Genomic DNA, 21987 nt, shown 5'->3' on the forward strand with positions numbered 1-21987 from the left:
GCGGTCCACATCGCCGCCATTGTCGCCTATTGGATCAATTGAGTCTGAACCCTAAGAGGCCAATGCCCGAGAAAATGGCGACCGCGAGGAACTGGTCAGAGTCATCATTTGATGCGGTGGTCTCTCTCTCGTGAATTGCCGGTGCTGAAATACATGTTGGCATACATTGCTCCCCAGAGACAAATTCTCTGGTGCCAGTATGCCGTAAGAGCCGGCTATCTTTTGTGTCTGGCTTCACACAAGCCTCAGGAAAAATGAGAGCTGATGGTTCCGGCGCACTATCATCAATCGTGCCTCTCAACTGTAGAACCCGATGACGAACGACCCGGCGTCGACAGCTGCGGTGACATTGAGCGCGAACGACGCTCGTAGAGGTGCAGTCATCTGAACCGGCGGCGGCTCTGAGAAACTGAACCGCGACGGAATCGGTGAGCAAGGGCAATCTGAGATCACGCCCTTTGAGGGAGAGGCGCCTCAGAAAGCGCGGAAAGTTCCGTGTTGTCCGCGGCACCAGAGGATCCAAGACCCCCGGCTAATGGGCGCTTGCGCATCTTTGCGATTATAAAGCGGTTTAGCATGCTTTTGGTTTATTCAGACTAGGACAGCTGATGGCAGCTCCCGCTCGGCGGCCTAGACCACCAGACGCGGCGGGGAGATTGTCATCTGTTCTATCTTCATGCCACGCCTCTTGAGCTCTCGCGCTCGAAACTTAATCGCCCCCATGCCTCTTCGGGGAACCGCTGAGATCAGTGTCAAGGATTGGCCGGCGGTGCTTCAAGGAGGCTTTCGGTCCTCCTTAGGCGTCCATTTCTGACTGTTAAAATGCTGGGTGGGGCACATGATCGGCAGACTGCGATCAGCGGAGCCCGCGGTTGATCATCAGGGTTAAAGGTTGGCCAAGAGCCGAGGCGCAATGACCCGCAGAACTAGGACGGCATCCGTCGTGCTGAAAGTGTTGCTAAACTTTTTTTCAGTTTAGTCAGGACTCCTCGTCGATCTTTTGGATGCGGATGTCGAGTCCTCGTGAAGATCTGGAGGAAGGGATGAGCCTGTCCGACTTTCGAAGAGATGTGGTATGAAAGTCCTATCGTTCACCTAAGCGTCGCGCGGGCGACGCACCGGCTTGGAACCTCCACGATTAGAGGGCGATGCATGACCTCGAAACGACAAATCGAAGCCAATAGAGCCAACGCTCGAAAGAGCAGTGGCCCGAAAACCGCGCTTGGCAAAGCTTTGTCCAGCCGCAACGCCTTGCGCCATGGGCTTTCTTGCCAAGCTCAGGTGAGCTGTGAACTGCGGCGCCTATGGTCTGATCTGATGGTGGACGAGCAACCTCAGACGGTCGCAATGTTAGCTGATGCCGCCGAGACTTTTAGGCGGGTTCGAGCTATTCGTCTTCCGCTCCTTGCGAAGCTTCTCAATGAGCCTTCGCTGGAGGTCATTGAGCATATACGTCGGCTAGACCGCTATAACCGCAGCGCGCAGGCAAAACAGAAACTAGCGTTGCGACAACGAGCTCAGTTCAGCGGTAATGGCGGAATAGAGTGATGATCGCGGCCGTGTTCAGAGAGCAGCCCTTTGTGTCGACGCCCTCTCGAGTGACTTCGCTTTTCTTCGCGATGATCAAACCTATCTAGTTTGACAAAGAATCCGAAGGGGGGGTCTGCTTAGCGGATCCGGGATCATCACTGCCAGAGGGCGTTTCGGCGCCATGATGTTCAACGTCGTCAATATCCCAAGCCATATGAGTTTTGCGGTCGTGTTTTGGTAGCTGGATTGGGATGCTGGAGGGCATCTTGTTTTCTGCCTTAGTCATGTGGTCTCTCCTGAGCCGATCCGTTGGTAAGCTCAATGCTTTCTTCATGATCGCCGTGGTGTTCGCCCAAGTCTTCGTTACAGCGCCGGCACTCTCTGGAAACTCGCTTACGGAGCGGGCGCGTGTCGGGGAGCGCTCTGGTGCCGTGAAAATCAAGCGCCTTAAGTATCAACGTCCGTCGTTGTTGTGCTGAGGATATCAGGCCTTCAAACATCGTGAAGAGTTCGCGCGCCTGGGCATACATAGCAGCGCTGATCGAGTGTTGATCAAATCCATAGGCAGCCAATCGCGTTTCAATCTCATGCGCGGCCACCGGATCTACGCGCCATCGCTGCGCATTGCGCCGCGTGTAAGCTGTCGCCTTTTCCTGTGCTTCCGATGCCAGACAGGCGACATCAATGGTATGCAGTGCGCTCTCGATGGCTTGCTGCCGAAAAAGGTCGAGCGTTTTATGGCGAAGTAACCGGTATCGTTGGATCTCCCACGAAAGCTCCGCGACATCCAGCGCAAGTAACCACCCAATCGGTGAGGACGGTGTCAGGTCCGAAAGGATAGTACGTTGCAAGTCCTGATAATCTTGGAGATGCTCACCAGGCAGCAAGAGCGGAGTTGGTGCGAGCGCCTGTGCTTCCAGCGGAATAGCGGCGTGCCTGAATTGTCTTGCTCCAGGAGCAGCATCGAAATGCTCATTCATCTCAATTCCTATGCGACTGTTTTCTGAACTGCGGCTTGGTGGATGGGGCTCATTTGCCACAAGGCGCTGGCAATCGTGAGCGGCGTAAGCTGGAGATCGGCCCACCAGGCTCTTTCGCTACCTTTGCGATGCAGGTCGCGATGATGTGCACGGCATAGTGGTACCGTGTACTCATCACTGACTTTCAGCCCCAATGACCTGGGTTGGGCGAACTTGATGTGGTGCGGATCACAGGGTCTTTGCTGGCAGACCACGCAGGGTTGTGCGCGAACAAAATCAAGATGGGCTCGGCTACGAACGCGGCGACTTTTGGGGATGGCTAGTTCGCCGTCCGGCGGAGTTTTAGCAGTTGAATTCACCGCGTTGTGAGCATCGGGTCGCTGTGATTCACTGGGGCCGCCAAGCGTCTCCGTTAGAGCTGAAATCTTCTTGCGGTAGGCTTCGTCGATCAATTGACAATCGGTCTCCACAAGAGTCTGCTTGTGCGAAAGAGCTCGCCGAGCCCAGGCGACAAGTGATGACTCATCGCTGCCCAAGGTCGTCAAATCCGCCAGCAGCTCATCCCTGAGACGAGCTGACTCCGCTTCGCCAAGAATAGGCTGTCTCCGGCGGATATTGCGAAACGGCTTGACATCGCTGGAGGGCAGGGTCGAAGCGACCTCGTTTCCTGAGATCTGCGCGCCACTTGGAGCGTCGAGATCGTCTTCGCCGGCAATTCCAACCATGGCAAATAGCGCGTAGCGTCGGGCGTAGGTTAGGGCTGCTCCACTTCGATGTGGCGCCTCGACCTCCTTGCTGCTGCAGACCGGCCACTCGGATGCGATCCACTCGCCCGATGAATGGGCCAGCAGGGTCGTGAGTTGGATTTGACCGGTGTCAAGGTCGGACCGCGTCGTCTGAAGAATTGCGATCTCTTGTCGGCCCAAGGCTTTCCGTACAATTTCGAGCCCACTGGCAAGCGATGCATAGCTAAACGCACGAGTCTCCTCGCGCGGAAATGGAGAACGGATCACTGCCGATTGTGTTTTTTCGGGGTTTGCCAGGTCAGTCTGGGCTTTCGCCAACGCTGCGGCTATGGCGCCGATGCGCTCACTGGATTGATGCATCGGCGTCCTCCGCAATTCGGTCGAAGCTGATGGCGCCAGTTTTGGAGCGTTTGGCTCGCAATCCATGTCCGAAGGCCTCTCTTGCTTCTTCGGGAACCAATTTCTTAAGCTCAGCTCGCGCGGTCTCATGTGCGTGATGCGCATCGCGCGTCCGCAGGTAAACTGCCGCAAATTCGGCCCAGAGATTGGAGCGTGTCATGTCGGCCACATTCACCGTTTCGGAACGCGGCCTCGGCGGCTCCACGCCGAGCAGGCTAGGGCGGGTCCCGTCCTGAACGTAGCGCCAGAATTTCTTCTCGGCTGTAAACAACATATGCTGGTAGATTGGGTCGGCGAAGACCTTGATTTCGAGCCATTTGCCTCCGCCCGTGATGATCGAGAGCACGCCTTCACGCGCATTCGCCACCCACATATTGTGTTGCAGCTGCGCCATGTGCTTGTCAGCCGCGGCTTCTTCGGAGAAGGACCACGGCAACATGAACTTGGACTCAAAGACTGCTTCGGTCTCATGGACGCGCCCGTCCAGCGTGGCGCCCATCCACTTGTGGACGGGATGGCGGAGGTGATTTTGAATATCGATAATTGTGTAACCCGACGAGCGCTCATACCATCGTCGGTTTAGCTCTTCGGTCACGTTCCCAAGCTGAACAACAAGGTTGTTCGACAAATCTTGGGCGTCTAGTTCGCCTCGCTTTTCCCGCCAAAGTCGGACGAGATCTGCTTCCTCGTTGCCCATAATGATGCGGGCGTCCGAGCCGCCGATATATTGCCGTCGATCGTGAGGTAGCTTGGCAAATGGCTTCATGCTTGCAATCCTGTGTCCTCGATTCGAATTCTCCAAAACTGGATTTGATGCAGAAAGTATCAAATGCCGACGCAAAAGTCAATACAAAAAGTATCGATCCGACAGTTAAAAGCGGCTCGGGCCCTATTAGGGTGGTCTCAAGAAGACTTGGCTGCAGCCGCCGGGGTGTCGATACCGACGGTGAAGCGTCTAGAGGCGTCAGACGGTCCGCTCGGCGGCCGCCCCCAAACGGCTGAAAAACTCGTGGTTGCACTCAGATCGGCCGGGATCGAGTTTCTGGGAGGGGCAGGTCAGGACCCGGGCGTCCGAGTTTCGCGAACGCGCTAGTTGGCGAAGCTATTAGCAGATCTGCAGAGCCTCACAGATGGTCTCGCATCCGTCGAGACGAAAATGACTTTGATTGGCTAGCCCTCGACGTGCATGTCGACAAACCCGCCCCAGCAAGGCGCCACTGATCTGAGACCGGAAAACTGGACCACTTTTGGCCTCAGTTGGGCTGCCGAATCCCCTCCGCTGGCCGGAGCGGACAACGGTGAAGGCCTCGAACTTTTCCGACGCGCAGAAGGCGTTTATTCGGAAGCAGGACAACGAAGGGGCCGGTTGCAGATATCTGCCGCAAAGCCGGGATCAGCCAGGCGACCTATGTCAACTGGAAAGAGTACGACGGACTCGCTGCAGCCGGCGCCAAGCACCAGGCATGGCCCGCGGAGGTTGAACCGCACGTCCGCCAGGATTACTGGAGACGGTGCCGAGGTTTGTCGAGGATGCCTGCGTGGTCGGAGAGGCCGTGCTGCATCGGCGAACAGCAGGACCTCCTGGCCCTATATTCTATGGGGCGAACAGGCGAGAGCATTCCGGCCAATCCCTCGCATCGGAGGCCGTGCCTACTGCGAAGGCAGATCACGACCGTTCCGACACGCTTACTCTTGCTGTTCTGCAGCAGTAGGCTGATCTGGGGGCAGCGTTGGCCCGTCTTCGATATGATCACCCTTCGGAAGCGGTTGAGGCGGGCGCGAACAATATAGACGCTGGAATTCTTTGAGTTGAACAAGCTTGGCCATCTTCTTCTCGATCGCTTTGTCCAACGCCGCCTCAACTCTCAAATCTTTTTCAATAGCCTCAGCTTGATAGGGGCGGGCGGTTACTACCTCATCGTCATCACACAAAGCTGCTAATTCAGAGCTGCTGAGCAGGTGCTGTTTGGCAAGCCCGTGAACCTTCAACAGTTCGCCTATATTTTCAAGCCTTCGGCTGAAGGCCGCGGAATCTTGATCCTCCTCGAAGTTTCGATAGCTCGCCGAGAGCAGGGCAGTAATTTGACCGAGTCCTACAGAAAACTCGGTCATGGTTTTAGACAAGCGTTCCCTTGCCGCTTCTTGAGCTTCCGACCGACCAGAAAGATGGTCGGCCAGGGCAGCTGTGCCGCGGGTTTCGAAAGCCCGCTTGAGCCTTTCCGCCTGCGTGTTCCGTCGCGTTGCAATCTGCGCTCCTGTTAAGAGCCTTCGCTTTTTTAAGCGCAGCACAGCAATATCGAACACGGTTTCTTCTTGCAGGGGAGTCTCAGGCGAGAACTCTTTTCGCCCTTCTTGGAGAAGATGCTCAAAATCTTTTTCATCCTCCCATGGCAGCACGACATCCTTTGCGTACACACCATGAATTAAGGCGTTCTTGTTTCTAGGTTTAGGGTTCGTCATGTAACTCTTTCTCATGTGTCGTTATGCTGCAGACGAATTTCGAACGGCGATTTCTCTCTCCGGAAAACGCAAGGTCGGTCTGCGCTAAAGCTCGACGGCGAAGAGCGCCGTACAGACCATTTTGTCGGTGTTAAGGGGGACGCGGGGTCATATAAACTCTCCTCTGAATCATGCCCCCGTCGCGCCATAACAGTTTAATGAAACCCGTGCAACCAACTGAAATCGCGGATATTTTCTGGAAAAAATGCAGCCAGAGAAGATTGAAGTTTGTTAAATGGAGCTTACCTATTTGCTGTGATCACAGAACCGCAGTTTGAATTGGCTCGGCTGATATTGAATCGCTGTGCGACGTTGGCGCTTGATGCGAAAGCGTTAGGTATTCGCTTGGGCTACCGAAACCCAGCCAAAGCGGCTGGCCGCGTCCAGGCCTTATGCGATGGGCATGTCGCGAGTGAAAAGAGCCGGATAGCTTTAAAGCGACTGGCTCATGCCCTCGATGTTGACGCGAGTGTTATCGACGCGGCCGTTGCGGCCACACTTGCGGCAAAAGCGGACCATGAACGTGCTGAGCGCGAAGCACAGGATGCGCGCTGGCGGACTAATTTCGTCCCCCATGCGGTTATCCTGACCGAGCTAACTTGCCCATCCCAGATTGTCATGTGCGGTATGACCGGGGGCATTGACCGCTGGCTCCTGATAAGGCTGAACCCGAAGTCGCCGCCTATCGGCTACTTACGCGAGGTCAGAGCGGCGCTTCCGCGGAAGCTTGAGACAGGGTTCAGCGGCGAACCGATTGTGCCGTTCTTCGGCCGTGCAAAGGGGTTCGTGATCAACTACAAACCTGACCATGCCGTGCGGTTCGACCTTCAAGGGCAACCGGAGGAGGTGCTAAGGATGGCCTATCGTCCGGGAGTGCTGTGGATCACTCCTGCCTGACCGCAGGGAAGATCGCGAGGATATGCAGGTGGTCTTGAAGTCAATGCAATCAAGAGTAGTAGTATTATTACATTAAAGCAGAAATTGTAAAGTTGAGAAATGAAGTTAAGCCCTCGCGGATGTCTCCAGCACGCGTGCACCGGACAGCAGCTGCGGACCGCCTAGAAGTTGAGCTTGGACGGGCTGCTCTTTTAAAGTTCAAAATTCGAAAACGAAGTCATACACTGCGCCTGATAATCGTCGGACGCGTTGCGCGAACGTGCTAGTTCAAGCTGAGGCGCCCGATAACGTTTGTGAGTATAAGTCGTGGTCGGAATCGAATTGCGTCGTTACTTATTTATCGAGCTCGCTCGGATGCATAACCAACCGCAGTCAATCGATCTTCCGTTAGTCGCTCTTGAACCGACGGCGTGAGATCGACGGTTCGAACACGATTTCAAGATCTCTCGGGGGGACATATATGAAGAGATTGATTGTCGAGGCCAATTCGAAACCACGTCATCTCCAGCTGAGCTGAGCGACTTCTTTAGGAGGGTTCGGGGCAATGATTATCAATTTAATCTACGACTCGAGCGCGAATAACGCACCTTCGGCCTTCGTGTCCGCAATGAACTACGTGGTCAATCTTCTGGAATCCACGTTCACTGACGCAGTCACGATCAATATCGATGTGGGATGGGGTGAGGTCGGAGGACAGGCCCTTGGTGGCGCCCTTGGGGCGAGTATTAGAAACGCCGCGCCAGCCTACACGTACGCCCAGATCCGCAGCGCTCTAGTAGCCGACGCGACGTCTGCCGCAGATTCTACGGCTGTCGCGAGCTTGGGATCTAGCGATCCGACAAGTGGAGGTAATTTCGATATCGGGACGGCTGACGCTAAAGCTTTGGGGTTAGTCGCAGCGAACGGCGTCGGGATTGATGGTTGGGTTGGATTTACCAACGTTTCGGGAATCTTCACGTTTGACCCTAACAACCGCGCGGTGGCCGGCGAGTACGATTTTATCGGAGTGGCACTGCACGAAATTACCGAAGTTATGGGCCGAGTTGCCTGGCTAGGAAATACGATCGACTATCCTCACGCCTATTCGGTGATGGACCTGTTTCGCTACGCTTCACCGGGCGTTCGGCAGCTCGTTGGAGGCCAGGCAGCATACTTTTCCGTTGATGGTGGCCACATCAGCCTGAACAGTTTTAATACTAACGCCGGGGGTGATTACGGCGATTGGGATTCAAGTGCAGGAAGCGATTCCTTTCTTGCCTTCAGCGCGTCCGGGGTCGCAAATCTCCTCACGTCGTCAGACATTGCGCTCATGGATGCGATCGGCTGGAATACAGGCTCATCATCACCATCGGTCGCGCAGGTCAGTTCTGTTACGACGTCAGGTCCGGGCATCACCAACGGCAACGGTGATCTTGGCGCTGGTGCGGTTGTGACCCTCAGCGTGATCATGAGCCAGCCGGTTACAGTATCTGGTGGAACGCCGACGTTGCTGCTCAATGACGGAGGCGTCGCGACTTACACCGGAGGGTCGGGCACGACGACGCTGACGTTTAGCTACACCGTCGCCGTAGGACAAAATACAGGCGACCTGCAGGTTACATCCATCGTATTGAATGGCGCCACCATCAAGGATCTTAGCGCGGCAACTGCCGACATGAGCGGCGCAGTCACCAATCCTGTCGGGACTCTCCAGATCGATACCACGCCCCCGCAAGTGTCATTTGTGTCAACCAGCGGCGCTGGCATTTCAAACGGAAATGGCGACTTGGGGGCCGGCAGCGTCGTTTCGATCGCCGTGCATTTTATCGAGGCGGTGAAAGTTACGGGCGGCACACCGACGTTGGTGCTCAACGATGGCGGCGTTGCTTCGTATGCTTCCGGATCTGGGACCAGCGTTCTAACATTTACCTACACGGTTGCTTCAGGACAGAATACGGGTGATCTTCAGGTCCTTCGCGCTTCGGCGAATGGATCAAGTATTTCGGATGGCGCAGGCAATGCTGCTGATCTGACGAATGCAGCATCGAACCCATCCGGCTCCCTGCAGATTGATACGATGAGCCCGCTTGTTCAGAAGATCACCATGGCACCGAGCAGCGGATCGCTGGTCCCTGGCAACCATGTTTCAATCACTGTCCTTTTCAGCGAAGCCGTAACAGTGACCGGCGCACCGACGCTCAGTCTAAATGACGGTGCGAGCGCGACGTATCAAGCTGGATCGGGAACGACCACTCTTACTTTCGACTACGCAGTCAGCGCTCACGACAGCAACGCCGCTAGCCTCTCCGTGGACGCGCTTAATGTCAGCACAGGTCACGTCACCGACGGTGCCGGCAACTCTGCCATCTTGTCGCTTGCGTCGCTGTCGCAGGTGGGCCCGCAGGTCCATACGACCGAGCCTGTTGTAACCCATCTCTCGACGGTTTTGGCGAGCGGAGATACGTCTCCCGGATCGCTGGTGAAAATCGTCGTGGCGGTGAGTGAACCCGTGTCGGTAACCGGTGCGCCTACCCTGCTTCTAAACGACGGAGGCGTGGCCTCGTACGACCCGGGCGCGTCCACATTAACGTCACAGGTCTTTGACTACGTGGTCGGCGCGAATGACCAAACAACAAACCTTGCCATTGTGAGCGCCAGTCTTGCCGCCTCTACCATCAAGGACGCCATCGGAGATGATCTGTCCTTTGCTGCCGCGACCACAGGCACCGGCACGGGCTTAGCGATCGGACATATTGCAAATGGTGCCGTCATGGCAGCATGGAATTCCGTGCTTTATGCTCTTGGGACAAATCTGGCGTTCCAAGGCAACGGGCACGACAGTCTGGTTTTAAGCGGGACTTCCGCGCAGTACACGCTGACGTCGGGTTCTGACTCGAGCGTGAATGTTTCCGATCTCGTGTCCAACCGTGACTTCGGCCACGTGCTGACCGGTATCGAGGCGCTTCACTTCACCGACAAAGTCATGTTCGTGGAAAATCAGGACAACGCCAACATTGCACGTCTGTACTCTGCGGCGTTGGGCCGCGCTCCCGACCAGGGCGGCTTGTTCGCGTGGGAGGACCTATACGCTAGCGGCATAACGCAAACTGCAAAATCGGCAGGCATCTATGTTGCGTTGGCGCAAACCAGTGTTGGCGGTCTTTCAATTGCGGGCGGGTTCACGCATTCGGCAGAATTTCAGGATAGATATGGTAGCCTCGACGATTCCGGGTTTGTTGGTCAGCTTTATCAAAACGTCCTAAACCGCTCTCCCTCCGGCGCCGAAGTCGGAGCTTGGCTCAACCTCATGCATGGTGGTGAATCTAGGGAGATGGTTTTAGTCGGCTTTGCTGAAAGTGTTGAGAATATAGCCAAGACCGCGGCGGATTGGCTAGTCCAAGTTTAAGCGTCAAGTGGGGGACTCGGCGGCGTTACTGCCTTGGTAGACTTTTCAAACGCGCTCGCGCTGCTACTTTGAACTGATAAGGATGGCGTGGCCAGTGCTGGATGCTTGCCTCGTCTGCGCTGGATTAAGCCTTTTCGCGGACAGTCTCCTCTCACGTTTGCCGGGCTGATTGCAGTTTGATGAACTGCACAAAAAAACGGGGGACCTTTCGGCCCCCCGTCTGATTTTCTGTGATCTTCCGTCGATTAGACGATGAAGTTCGACAGCTGAACGGTATTGCTGATGCCCGTGATATGGATCTGCATATCGTGGGCCGCGTCCAGCGTACCGTCACCGTTCACGTCGATGAGCAGGTTATGAGCTTGCGCATCGTAGACCGCGTTGATGTGGCCGGCTGGGCCACCTGCGATATCCGCAGCCGCCGTCGCGGTGGTTGCAACCGTGCCGATAAAGTTGAAGTTACCAGCACCGCCGTTGGCCGCCACGATCGCGCTGATGTCAAACTTGTCGGTCGATTGCTGGTAGGTCAGCAGATTATCTGCACCAGCTCCGAACGAGGAGTCCGCCGCGGTCGTGTAGACTTCGGTGATGGTCGTTGTGAGACCGCCACCGGAGATGGTGTCGCTTCCGAGGCCACCAGTGATCGTGTAAGCGCCCGTACCGACATTGATGATGTCGTTGCCTGCGCCGGCATTGATGTGATCGTTGCCATTGCCGACCGTCAGGACGTCAGCTCCCGACCCGAGGTTTGCCGTGATTGCCTGGTTGTCGTTACCAAGATTGAGGTGAAGCCCGCCTGTCATCGTGCTGGCGTTGATCGTGGTAACGTTGGCCAGAGACCCGAGAACTTGGTTCAGGTCCAGCTCGTGACCACCCGTCAGGTTCAGAACCTTGGTGTTGAAACCGAAGTTCAAGATACCCAGAGTGTCCGGTCCAGTTCCGGCGCCGCCGGAGTCGATGTTGAGAGTCTCAACGTTGTCGACTTCGATGTTGCCGAAGTTCTGGTTGAACGCGAGGTTGCCGTTGTGATGCAGGTTAATGCTCAGAACGTCGTTGGTGTGGATGTTCGCGCCGGTAACTTCCACGTTCAGGAATTGACCCGTGGATACGCCGAACACGTCGAGGGTTGTACCCGAGTTCACACCCGCAAGATCGGCGCCGGTGGTGAAGCCGTTGTCGAGAACGACCTTACTGATGCCGTTCACGCCGATGCCGAAGTCCGAAACGACCACGCCACCATTTGCTCCACCGAGAGTATTCTCGATTTCGAGGCCTTCGAAGTTCACGACCGTCGAACCGTTGGTGCCGCCATGGGCATCAGCGGCCGTCAACGAGAGAATATCGAAGCCATCACCGCCATTCAGGCTGACGCCGGTATGGAGAGAATTAGAGCTATCGAGGTATACGACATCGTTCCCCGCACCTGCATCAACCTGCAAGTTATTCGGGGTGCCATTGTTATTGTAAACAATAGCGTCTGCACCCGCTCCAGTGGTTATCTGAACCGGGCTGTTGACACCCGCTGTGCCCACCACAATGCTCTGATTGAACAGGATGCCCAGGGGATTAAGCCCGCTGATTCCGAAGGCACCGGTGGTTGCGGGGACCGCGCCGCCTGTACCCATCGCCTCTACAACGACTGCGCTGTTGGCTCCAACCCCGATTTGCACCTGAGCGTCACCACCATTCGCCGTCACGTTGGTAGGAGTATTGGCCGCAAAGCTAAACGAATTAACAGTGGCATGATTGCCAGCCGCCGTCACGTTGAGCGAGTGGAAGGCGCCCAGCGCGATGTTAGCAGTGTCATTCGCTCCGCTTCCCATGCTGATCTGGACAGCAGCGGCCGTCAGCGCGGTATTGCTGCCGGTGTTTACAACAACAGCGTCGTTGTTGCCGTTACCCACCTGAACGGTCACGTCGCCGGAGGGACTGCCACCGTTAGTTACCTTCGCAAAGTCGCCGTCGCCATCGCCGGTCTTGATCGTGACCTCACCAGTACCCTGGTTATTGACCGTAACAGCATCGGTGCCACCAAAGGTGGTGACGTCGACGGATGCGTTATTGGCGTCCTTGATTACGAAAACGTTATTGCCCTGGGCGCCGAGGACCGTAAGGTTGTTTTGGAGTGCCGAAGCGAGCCCGATGTCATCCATCGTGAGCGCGCCAGCAAAGCCGCTCGCGTCGATGGATGTCAAGGCAGCGAGACCAGCCGAGCCGTCCTGCAGGTCCAAATTTAGGAACGCCGTGGCATCGTTGCCGACGATGTTGATGAACTTGGTCGGAGTCGTGTTGTTCAGATCGACGTTCTGGTTTTGACCAGTCACATTGAACGTGTAGCCGGTCACCGCATCGGAGCCATTCTGATGACGATAGGTGATGTCAACAGCACTTCCGTTCGGGCCGGCATTGACCAACGTCACCCCAATGTCGCCGTTCGCGACCGTGTCCGCAACGTTAACCGTCATGTCAACGCCGTTGGCATCCGGGCTGATCAAGCCGATCGAGACCAAGTTCTGCACGTTGTTAAAGGTCGATGAACCGTCCGAGTTGACTTCGTCGATCTCCAGCACATCCGGCACAAGGCGCATGTCGAAGGTCGAGCCGGGAGTATCAGTGACCTGGAAGATCTCGACGCTATTAGCGGCTGGGGTAATTTCGGTGCCGAAGAAGTTATTCAGCACGAACACTTTTTCGGTGTCGATGCCGCCGCCGCCGTTGGCGATGTCAACGATGTTGGAGAGGGTCGTCTGATCGTTCACAAAAGTACGGTCCACTACGCCAACGAAGGTATCGGAGGCGTTGCTACCGGTCAGCGTTTCACCAACCGTCGCGGTGAAGTTATGCACGACAGGCGTCAGCGAGGTATCGTTCACCGTGACCGTGTCGGTGAGGCTCGCAACATTGAGCGTCAGCGTCTGCGGGCCGTCGGTCAGATTGTCAGCAATGGTCGGAACGGTCAGCTTGCCTACGCCGAGCGCGTCAAGCGTGATCGTGCCGGACAGCGGGAAGTTGCCGATGTGGGCGGCGGTCGCATCGCTACCGGTCAGGTTATAAGCGTACGTTTTGCCGGCGTCGGCAGCACCATTGGAGCTCACCAGCAAGAAGGTGACGCTGCTGCCCTCGTTCACACCGGTCGCGTCGGCGTCCGAGCTAAGCGAGAGGGTGGGCGGGGGCGGGGGAAGACCACCAGACGGATGCTGGCCATTAGCGAGCGCTTCCTTGAACGCGTCAACTGAAGCCTGCGAGCGGTTGATGAATTCCTGCGACTGGGTGAAGCCGATCAGGATCTGAGCAGCGTCGGCATGGGTGTTGAGCCAAGCGTTGATCTCGGTCGAGGACGGATCGCGGCCCAGGATGTGCTGATAGTACGAAGTGATGAGCGCACCAGTGACGGTGCTCGAACCATACAGGTTGAGGAATTCCTGGGAGTGCGTGAATGCTTCGGCGAGCGACAGCAGCGAAATGCCGGAGCGCAGTGCATTGACGTTGACCCAATAACCGGACTGAGCGCCGGTATCGAAATTGCCGTTCGGATCAATGGTGTCGGGCAGACGGCCGAAAGCGCCCTGATAGAGGCGAATGACCGGATCGGCAAAAGCGGTGGCTTCGGGGAGGGTGGCAATGTCGGCTTCGATTTGGGCCGTGCTCTCAGAAGCGCTGAGAGCGACAAACGTGTTCTGCTCGGCCGCACTCGCGTGTCGGGCCAGCACTTCTTCATACATCAGATCGATTTGAGCTTGTGTCAACGCCATGTTAACCATACGAGCCGTGTTGGCTCGCTCCCTGTTGAAATAAAATTCCCCCCTAGGGGAGGCCTTACTCGATTGATGCGCAAATTCGCATCAAAGGCGAGGGGACCGTACAGTGAAGTGTTAACCGAGGTCAATCGAAAAAGCTAACAATTGGTTAACGGTTATAAGGGTTTGAAATGGATCGATATTCTCTGTTTTTCGTGGCGCTCTTTCGCGTCGCACCAGAAAATATTTTGAGATGCGCGCGGACGGCTCCTTGAGGTTCGCGGGCCCAAATTAAACGCTAAGATCCGCGGCTAAGTGGTGCGATTTTCAGCAGTTTTGCCTTCTCCATGGTTCCGTAAGACTACGGGTGGTGACCGAGATTCGGTGTTGGCACTGCGGAGCCTTTCGAGTATCAGGCGGTCACTTCCAAGTTGAGCGCCCATGGCGTGGCGCCGAACGGCCTCAATCGTGGCAAACATCCAGTTGATCCCATCCCAGAGAATAATCCTTTCGGCGCGCGGCGCCCGAGACTCGCTGACGTCACGCGCGTTCCAGGACGTAGTGGCCGGCATAGGCTGGTGGCGTTTGTGGACCCTGCTTGGGTGGAACGACATCTCGCAGAGATACCGTCGCTCCATGCTCGGACCATTCTGGATGACAGCCAGCATGGCCGTCATGGTCCTCTCGCTCGGGGTGCTCTACGGCGAGTTGTTCGGCATCCCGCTTGAGAATTTCCTGCCTTATCTCTGCGTCGGAATCCTCGTTTGGAATTTCATCTCGAGCTTTCTTCTCGAGGGGGGCGCGCTGTTCACAGGCTCGGAATCCTATATCAAGCAGGTGAAGCTGCCGCTTTCGATTTACGTTTTTCGCTCCTGTTGGAGCAAGCTGATTATCTTCGCCCACAACGCCGTCATCTACGTCGGCGTTGTCATCTTTTTCGGGATTTGGCCGGGCGCGACCGTGCTCCTTGCGATTCCTGGACTGCTTCTCCTGACGCTCGACTGCGCGCTGATGACCCTCTTCATTGGTATGGTCTCCTCGCGTTTTCGCGACATCCCGCAGTTGATTGGCTCGGTCGTCCAGATCGTGTTCTTCGTGACCCCGATCATGTGGAAACCCGAACTGCTGCAGCACCGGACCTATATCGCGACACTCAATCCTTTCTTTCAGATGATCGAAATCGTACGTGCTCCCTTGCTTGGCAGCGTGCCGTCGCTCAAGACGTACCTTGCCGTGCTTGCAATAACGCTGATCAATATCGTGATCGTCGGCGCCTTCTTCGTGCGCTTTCGTTCGCGAATAGCCTACTGGGTTTGACCGATGGATAACCCAGCCGAGCTTTCGCTCGAGCATGTGAGCGTTTCCTTTCCCCTGTACCAGGGAGGATCGCGGTCTCTGAAGAAGAGCTTGCTATTCCGCAGCTCCGGCGGCCGCGTCGCCAATGACGTGAACCAGCGCATCGTCGTTCGCGCGCTGCGCGACGTATCGTTGCAATTCTCGGTCGGCGACAGGGTCGCTCTGGTCGGTTCGAACGGGGCCGGCAAGACGACGCTGCTCCGCGTTATGGCCGGCATCTACGAACCCGAAGCGGGCATTGTGAGGTCTAGGGGCAGGATCTCTCCAATCTTCGATATCGGCCTTGGCATCGATCCCGAGCTGAACGGCCTTGACAATATCAGGTTGCGAGGCCGAATCCTTGGCTTGAGTGCACAGGAGATCGAGCAACGCATTCCTGAAATCGTGGAGTTCACGGAGCTCGGCGAATATCTGCAGTTGCCGATCCGAACCTATTCCTCAGGGATGCTGACGCGCATGACCTTCGCAGTGGCAACCTGTTTCGCGCCCGAAGTACTCTTGATGGATGAGTGGATTTTGGCCGGAGACAAGGATTTCATGGCGAAGGCGGAAGCCAGAATTGCTTCATTCGTTTCGCAGGCAAGTATCCTGGTTTTGGCCTCGCATTCCCGGGAAATCTGCCAGCGTTGGTGCAACAGAGCTGTTTGGATGGATGAAGGCGAGGTTCGAGCCGTCGGCGATGTCGAAGACGTGTTGCGGTCCTATTACGGAACCGTAGCGTTGCACTCGCGTGCTCAAAAGCAGGGCTCGACTTGAGCCCAGGAAGAACGTTCGATTTATCAATTCAGATGAATCCCACTCGATCGGAAAGCAATTCGATGACCTCTAAGCGAGCCTTGATCACCGGCGTGACCGGCCAGGACGGTGCCTATCTCGCGGAATTCCTGCTGAGCAAGGGATATTCAGTTCATGGCATTAAGCGCAGGGCATCGCTCTTCAACACGGATCGGATCGATCACCTGTATTTGGATCCGCACGAGCAAAATTTCGATTTCACGCTGCATTATGCGGACATGACGGATTCCACGAGTTTGATCCGTGTCATCGCCGAGGTGCAGCCCGATGAGATCTATAATCTTGCCGCCCAAAGCCACGTCGCCGTCTCTTTTGAAGAACCTGAGTACACCGCGGAAGCCGACGGTTTAGGCGCGCTGCGGATGTTGGAGGCGGTTCGCATCCTCGGACTGGAAAAAAAGTCCCGCTTTTATCAGGCCTCGACGTCGGAACTATACGGGCTCGTTCAGGAGGTGCCGCAGAAGGAAACGACACCATTTTATCCGCGGTCGCCTTACGCCGTAGCGAAGCTTTATGCCTATTGGATCACGGTGAACTACCGTGAGGCCTACGGCATGTACGCCTGCAATGGCATCCTGTTCAATCACGAATCTCCCTTGCGAGGCGAAACCTTCGTCACGAGGAAGATCACGCGGGCGTTGGCGCGCATTCACCTCGGACACCAGTCGCGCCTCTATCTGGGCAATCTGGATTCGAAGCGGGACTGGGGACATGCACGTGACTACGTGCAAATGCAGTGGTTGATGCTGCAGCAGGATAAACCGGAAGACTTTGTCATCGCGACCGGCAAGCAGCATTCGGTCAGGGAGTTCGTGGAGATCGCGGCGGCCCAGCTCGGCATGAACATTCGATGGCAGGGCGAGGGCGTCGACGAGAAGGGCTACGACCAGGCGACGGGGACATGCATTGTCGAGATCGACCCGCGATATTTCCGGCCTTCCGAGGTCGAGACATTGCTCGGCGATGCCACCAAGGCAAAGGAGAAGCTCGGCTGGGTGCCAAAAATCAGCTTCCAGCAACTGGTGTCCGAGATGATGGACGAGGATCTCAAGCTGGCCAAGCGAGACGAGCTGATCAAGACGCACGGATTTCGCTATTTCGTCCGGCGCGAGTGATTGCTCCCGCTGCCCGAATGCGCAAGCCTTCCATTCTCCACGCCTACAAGGTCTTTCCGCCGGACCTCGATGGCGGCATTCCCTCGGCAATCAGAACACTTTGCGTTTCGACGAACGATCAATACGATAATTCGGTGCTGGTGGCCCGCACGCGCGGGGCTGGCCGGAATTTCGTCAGTGATGATGGAATCAACGTCGACGCCGTGTCATCGTTCGGCACCCTGTTCTCCACGCCGGTGGCACCAACTTTTCCGTTCAGGTTGCTTTCACGGGCCTCACATGCGGACCTGATCATCCACCACGCTCCATTTCCGTTGAACGATGTCGCGATTCCATTCTTCGGGAAAACAGCGCTAATCATCTACTGGCATGCTGATGTTACAAGCTTCCCGTTGTTGAGAAAGGCGGTCGAGCCGCTCATGGTCCGGGCCCTCGCGAGGGCGGGGCGAATCATCATTTCGGATCAGTCCATTCTGCAATCTACGGATACGCTCAAGCCGTTCGCCGACAAATGCAGGGTGGTTCCCTACGGGGCAGACCTCACATATTGGGCAAGTTGTGATCCGGCCGAGGTCGAAGCTGCGGAATTCTTGCGCCAGAAATTTCCACGCATGATCCTCGCCGTCGGACGATTGGTCCCCTACAAGGGATTTGAGGTCCTGTTGCACGCTCTCAAGCGTCTGGACGCCCAGGTAGCAATCGTGGGTGATGGACCGCTTCTGCCAAGCTTGCAGCAGCAGGCCAAGGAATTGGGAGTCGCAGATCGCGTCACCTTCAGGGGGCGGCTTGCCGGACACGAATTGAAATCGCATCTCTACGCCGCTCGGGCGTTGGCTTTTCCGTCTGTCACGACCGCAGAGGCATTTGGGATCGTCCAGGTAGAAGCAATGGCAGCAGGGCTGCCGATCGTGAATACGAATCTGCCAACGGCCGTTCCGAACGTCGCACGCAATGGACGCGAGGCAATTACGGTTGCTCCGAATGATCCGCGGGCATTGGCCGAGGCCCTTGCAGCAATTCTGGATGATTCCACGTTTGCCGCGACGCTGGGCGCCGCAGGCAAAGCGCGTGCAATGTCCGAATTCTCGCAGTCCGCGTATAGCGGAAAGATCAAGTCCATATATCGTGAGCTGCTTGAACAGGGCGCTCAATGAAGAGCAAAAGCGGCTGGAAGCCGCCTTTGCTGATCACGCCCTGTCTGATTTAGCTGGTTTTCGAATCCGACGACGAGTTGGTCAGCGCATCGAGCAGTTGACTCTGTTCCGACGCGACGACTTGAGACGAGTTCACGTTTGGCGTCGTTGAAGTCAAGGTCGTGGGAGTGCCGCTTGCGGTCGATGTGCCGGTTGACGAAGTGGCTCCGCTCGAGGAGCTTGAATCACCGGTCGACGCCGTCGATGTGGAGGTGCTTGGCGAGGATGAATTTGGTGAATTGGTCGTAGACGAGGAATTCGTCGCTGATCCATCTATGCTTGAGCCATTCGACGCCGTCGTCGAGTTTTGCGTCGAGGATCCGTCGGCAGCAGTACCGGATCCGGATGTGGTCGTAGTATCAGTCGAGGTAGTCGATGTGCCGGATCCGGTCGAACTCGATGCGCTAGATCCGCTAGTTGTAGACGGCGAAGTGGTCGCTGTTGATGGGTTCGTTGAATCGCTCGTCGGGGATGACGAGGCCTGTTGGGCAGGCATCTCTATAAACCCAAATATCGTCGTTGTGGTGCCGGCCTGCGATGCCGAACTCGTCTGGCTGGACGATGGTGAATCGACCGCGAGCTGCGCCGCATTGAGCTCGCTCCAATCGACGTTGCCGGTGCCGTTCGTATCCATACTCGCGAATTCGCTGGTAGCTTGTGCCGAATTCGAGCCGAATGCCGCTGCAAACTCGGCGGGGCTGAGAAGTCCATTGTTGTCCGTGTCAAGGCGCGTGAACAGCGGCTGGCCCGCAGAACCGGGCAAGCTTGCGCCCTGCATTCCCGGCAAGGTTTGGAACAGGCTAGCGGGGCTCCAGGCATTTTGCGTTGCGGCCGACGAGGAGGTGGACGCCGGCGCTGCAGTCGCAGCGTCGTTGACCGTTTGGCTGATAAAGAAAAAAGCCGACATTCCGCTGTTGGAGGCGGTGCTCTGGCTCGTGGTATTTGTCGTGGGCGACGCACCGCCGGGCAGGGAAGAGGTGCTCGGGCTTGCCGTGCTTGTCGAGCTCGGTGCACTGGACGATGATTGTGCCGCGTTTGACGATTGAGCGGTCGTCGTCGAGCTCGATGATGGAGAAGACGTTGTGGAGCTTGAAGATGAAGAAGATGCGCTGGACGATTGAGATGCCGGATTCTGGGACGCTGCGATCTGGGCAAAACTCTCTAACATAGAAGCAAATTCGTTCGCAATTTCACTGATCGCACTACTATTGTTTGATTGTACCAGAGTTGCCGAACTGCCGGTCGATGGTGTAATTGGATTGAAATTGACGGTCATGGATACCCTCCTTTCGGTTCTAACCTGGACGGCATCCCAGCAAGGCGTGTGCCAAACACTCAACTTGTTGGAACAACTAGTTAAAGTGTTAGGCTTCGGAACGATTGCCCCGGCAAATTTTGCCCCAATCCCTCTCAATGAGGCAGCTATTGCCGACCTGCGGGCGGTATTCAGTCATGAAAAGACTGCCGTGCAATCGCAGGGTGGCGAAGGTCGTGCAGGTTACTTGCCGCACCTCAGGGCAGCGCCACACAATTCAGTTTTACGGTGGTAAGTGCGGGCAATGAAGGCAGATCAGCGGCTGGTAGGCGGCGTCGCTTTCGCCGCCATTACAATCTTCTTGTTTGCGTCAATCGCAATCTTTGGCGGCAACGACTACAATGTCGGCACCGATCTCGGCATTCATCTGGGGTTTGCTAGGGAGATCGCGCGAGTGGGCTGGCCGCTGCCCACGTCATCGGCCTTCCTGCCGATGGCTCACTATCCTCCATTGTCACATCTCCTCGCCCTATGCGCCGGCCTGATCGCGGGTTCAAGCTTGTATGGCATATCAGTTGTGACGGCGAGCGCATTCGTGCTGGTCTACATCTGCGCCGCGAGACTCATGCAGCGTGAAGGTCTTCTTCAAACTATTATGACGTTCGTAATATTTCTTGGCTTGTCGATTGCCTTGCGGAAGTGGCGGTTCCTGGAAGGCGGCGAGGTCGTCGAGAATTTCTTTTTCGCGCAGTTCGTTGCGACTGGGCTGATGCTTGCGTGCGCTACTCTCTTGCTTGAAAGCGGCTGGTCTTTCGGTCGATGGATGATAGCGGCTGCCTTGATGACGCACCTTTTGGGATGGGCTTATGGTCCTTCCGCAATTGAATTCGCGCTGACTTGCACCGCATTTCAGGGCCTGGCGTTCCTGCAGCAGCCTTCTATGCGATTGTTTTGGCGCGCGCTATTGGCTTGCACCCTGCTCAATGCCATCGCCGTCGTTCACCCTACCATGATCGGCGCCTTGGCGATTGCCGCGAACGACGGCGGAATCTCTATTGAAGGACACTCGCTGTCGATCGCCTTCGTGGCCCTCGTACTTGGCTCGATCATTGTGGCTGCCTTTCATCTTTGCAAAGGTCTGGCCGGCTGGCGAACAATTCTGTCATTGAACATCGGCGTCAGCGCCATCTGCGCTGCTCAGTTTCTTGCATTCCAGCTCGTTAATGTCGGTTCCATCTATGCGGTCAAGAAGTATGGATTTCTGGTCGGCACGCTTGCGTTGATGACCTGGTCGATTTTGCTAGCCGAACTTGCGCAGGCATTTTTTGACCTGCGGCTGCGCTGGAGTTTTCACCCTGCTTACCGCTGGGTTGCTATTTGCTTTCTTGGTCTATTGATGTTGCCGGTTTTGACTGTGGGCCGCCCGCATACAGGTTTTGCCGCATTGCAGCAATACGGAGCCAAAATCGATGAACTCGTGCAGCGGATGCCGGAGCTGGTGGGCTCCACCGTCTCGTGGAACAGGCGAATGACGCCTCATGTGAATTATACGGCGGGCGTCGGATGGCTCGCACCTGCCCAGGCCATTGCCGATCAGCATGCGATATTTGAGGTCGAACCAAGGTTAACAGGCGCGGCCAAGTTCGTCATTGTTGATGCCGAGACGGCTGCAGCCTATAGTGGTCCCTGCGTCATTGGCGCCACTGCAGATATCTCGGCAGTTCGGGCCAGCTGCTGGCGCTAGTGTGCTTCAGCACATTCTCCTGGTTGAATAAGCTAGCTTTGAACTTTTTAGACCGACCGACGACAAACATTTAATTCTTGTTCCCATGTCATTGAAATTGCTTTGATGAATGCGAAAAAAGTCTTGCCCTGGGTAGTTGCCTCCAAAAAATTTGCGTCTCTGCGCCCCATACGCGGGGAGTGGTCAGAACAGGAATTGACCGCGCTCAGCCGACTGATCGGTGTTTTTCCACCTCCCGTATATGAACTCGAGAGCGGTCTGAGCGAGGACGGCGATCCTTGGTACGTCGTTACTGAAGCGACTAAAGCGGGATGGGGTTAGTCTGAATCGACTTGGGATTCCCAAATCAGTGCATT

16 protein-coding genes and 1 pseudogene are annotated in these 21987 nt (G+C 56.3%); 11 read left to right on the top strand and 6 right to left on the bottom strand.

Features of this window, described 5'->3' with window-relative positions; all coding sequences use genetic code 11:
- The first annotated feature begins 1152 nt into the window (after positions 1-1152).
- Positions 1153-1548 (top strand): hypothetical protein, encoded by a 396-nt coding sequence (locus Q0687_RS04365; protein ID WP_298872720.1) that lies wholly within the window; start codon positions 1153-1155, stop codon positions 1546-1548.
- Between the two features lie 85 nt (positions 1549-1633).
- Here the strand turns inward: Q0687_RS04365 and Q0687_RS04370 are convergent, their stop codons facing one another.
- The 4 genes from Q0687_RS04370 to Q0687_RS04385 are packed head-to-tail and all read right to left on the bottom strand — an operon-like array spanning position 1634 to position 4421.
- On the bottom strand, positions 1634-1816 hold the full coding sequence (locus Q0687_RS04370; protein WP_298872722.1) for a hypothetical protein: 183 nt from the start codon (positions 1814-1816) through the stop codon (positions 1634-1636).
- Positions 1809-2510 (bottom strand): hypothetical protein, encoded by a 702-nt coding sequence (locus Q0687_RS04375; protein ID WP_298872724.1) that lies wholly within the window; start codon positions 2508-2510, stop codon positions 1809-1811. The genes Q0687_RS04370 and Q0687_RS04375 overlap by 8 nt, the downstream gene beginning before the upstream one ends.
- Before the next feature lie 8 nt (positions 2511-2518).
- Positions 2519-3616, bottom strand: a complete 1098-nt coding sequence (locus Q0687_RS04380; RefSeq protein ID WP_298872726.1) for an ERF family protein — start codon at positions 3614-3616, stop codon at positions 2519-2521.
- A complete protein-coding gene (locus Q0687_RS04385) occupies positions 3600-4421 on the bottom strand; it encodes a YqaJ viral recombinase family protein (RefSeq protein WP_298872728.1) in 822 nt (273 codons plus the stop codon). The genes Q0687_RS04380 and Q0687_RS04385 overlap by 17 nt, the downstream gene beginning before the upstream one ends.
- Positions 4422-4484: 63 nt before the next feature.
- Here Q0687_RS04385 and Q0687_RS04390 point away from each other — a divergent pair, with 63 nt between their 5' ends.
- Both Q0687_RS04390 and Q0687_RS04395 read left to right on the top strand, forming a co-directional pair.
- Positions 4485-4748 (top strand): helix-turn-helix transcriptional regulator, encoded by a 264-nt coding sequence (locus tag Q0687_RS04390; protein ID WP_298872730.1) that lies wholly within the window; start codon positions 4485-4487, stop codon positions 4746-4748.
- 205 nt (positions 4749-4953) lie between these two features.
- Positions 4954-5092, top strand: a pseudogene (locus Q0687_RS04395) (transposase); the annotation flags it as partial.
- A gap of 249 nt (positions 5093-5341) precedes the next feature.
- Here the strand turns inward: Q0687_RS04395 and Q0687_RS04400 are convergent.
- Positions 5342-6115 carry a hypothetical protein gene (locus Q0687_RS04400; protein ID WP_298872731.1) on the bottom strand — a complete coding sequence of 258 codons (774 nt, stop codon included), beginning with the start codon at positions 6113-6115 and terminating at the stop codon, positions 5342-5344.
- Between the two features lie 294 nt (positions 6116-6409).
- Here Q0687_RS04400 and Q0687_RS04405 point away from each other — a divergent pair, with 294 nt between their 5' ends.
- Together Q0687_RS04405 and Q0687_RS04410 are read left to right on the top strand one after the other, a co-directional pair.
- A complete protein-coding gene (locus Q0687_RS04405; protein ID WP_298872732.1) occupies positions 6410-7051 on the top strand; it encodes a hypothetical protein in 642 nt (213 codons plus the stop codon).
- Positions 7052-7595: 544 nt separating this feature from the next.
- The gene (locus Q0687_RS04410) at positions 7596-10436 is read left to right on the top strand and encodes an NF038122 family metalloprotease (protein WP_298872733.1); all 2841 of its coding nucleotides are present in this window, start codon (positions 7596-7598) and stop codon (positions 10434-10436) included.
- Positions 10437-10681: 245 nt separating this feature from the next.
- Here Q0687_RS04410 and Q0687_RS04415 read toward each other — a convergent pair whose 3' ends face one another.
- Positions 10682-14188, bottom strand: coding sequence for a DUF4214 domain-containing protein (locus tag Q0687_RS04415; protein WP_298872734.1), 3507 nt, complete (start codon positions 14186-14188; stop codon positions 10682-10684).
- 426 nt (positions 14189-14614) lie between these two features.
- Between Q0687_RS04415 and Q0687_RS04420 the strand changes: the two genes are divergently transcribed.
- The 6 genes from Q0687_RS04420 to Q0687_RS04445 all read left to right on the top strand — a co-directional run bounded on the left by Q0687_RS04420 (position 14615) and on the right by Q0687_RS04445 (position 21631).
- Positions 14615-15490 carry an ABC transporter permease gene (locus Q0687_RS04420; RefSeq protein WP_298872736.1) on the top strand — a complete coding sequence of 292 codons (876 nt, stop codon included), beginning with the start codon at positions 14615-14617 and terminating at the stop codon, positions 15488-15490.
- Between the two features lie 3 nt (positions 15491-15493).
- Positions 15494-16285 carry an ABC transporter ATP-binding protein gene (locus tag Q0687_RS04425; RefSeq protein WP_298872737.1) on the top strand — a complete coding sequence of 264 codons (792 nt, stop codon included), beginning with the start codon at positions 15494-15496 and terminating at the stop codon, positions 16283-16285.
- Positions 16286-16347: 62 nt separating this feature from the next.
- On the top strand, positions 16348-17439 hold the full coding sequence (gmd, locus tag Q0687_RS04430; RefSeq protein ID WP_298872738.1) for a GDP-mannose 4,6-dehydratase: 1092 nt from the start codon (positions 16348-16350) through the stop codon (positions 17437-17439).
- Between the two features lie 17 nt (positions 17440-17456).
- A complete protein-coding gene (locus Q0687_RS04435) occupies positions 17457-18593 on the top strand; it encodes a glycosyltransferase (RefSeq protein ID WP_298872740.1) in 1137 nt (378 codons plus the stop codon).
- A gap of 167 nt (positions 18594-18760) precedes the next feature.
- Entirely contained in the window at positions 18761-19678 is a 918-nt protein-coding gene (locus tag Q0687_RS04440) for a hypothetical protein (RefSeq protein WP_298872742.1), read from the top strand.
- A gap of 513 nt (positions 19679-20191) precedes the next feature.
- Positions 20192-21631, top strand: coding sequence for a hypothetical protein (locus Q0687_RS04445; protein ID WP_298872744.1), 1440 nt, complete (start codon positions 20192-20194; stop codon positions 21629-21631).
- Positions 21632-21987 lie beyond the last annotated feature (356 nt).

Origin of the sequence: uncultured Bradyrhizobium sp., assembly GCF_936928535.1 — a bacterium.
Taxonomy (GTDB): Bacteria; Pseudomonadota; Alphaproteobacteria; order Rhizobiales; family Xanthobacteraceae; genus Bradyrhizobium.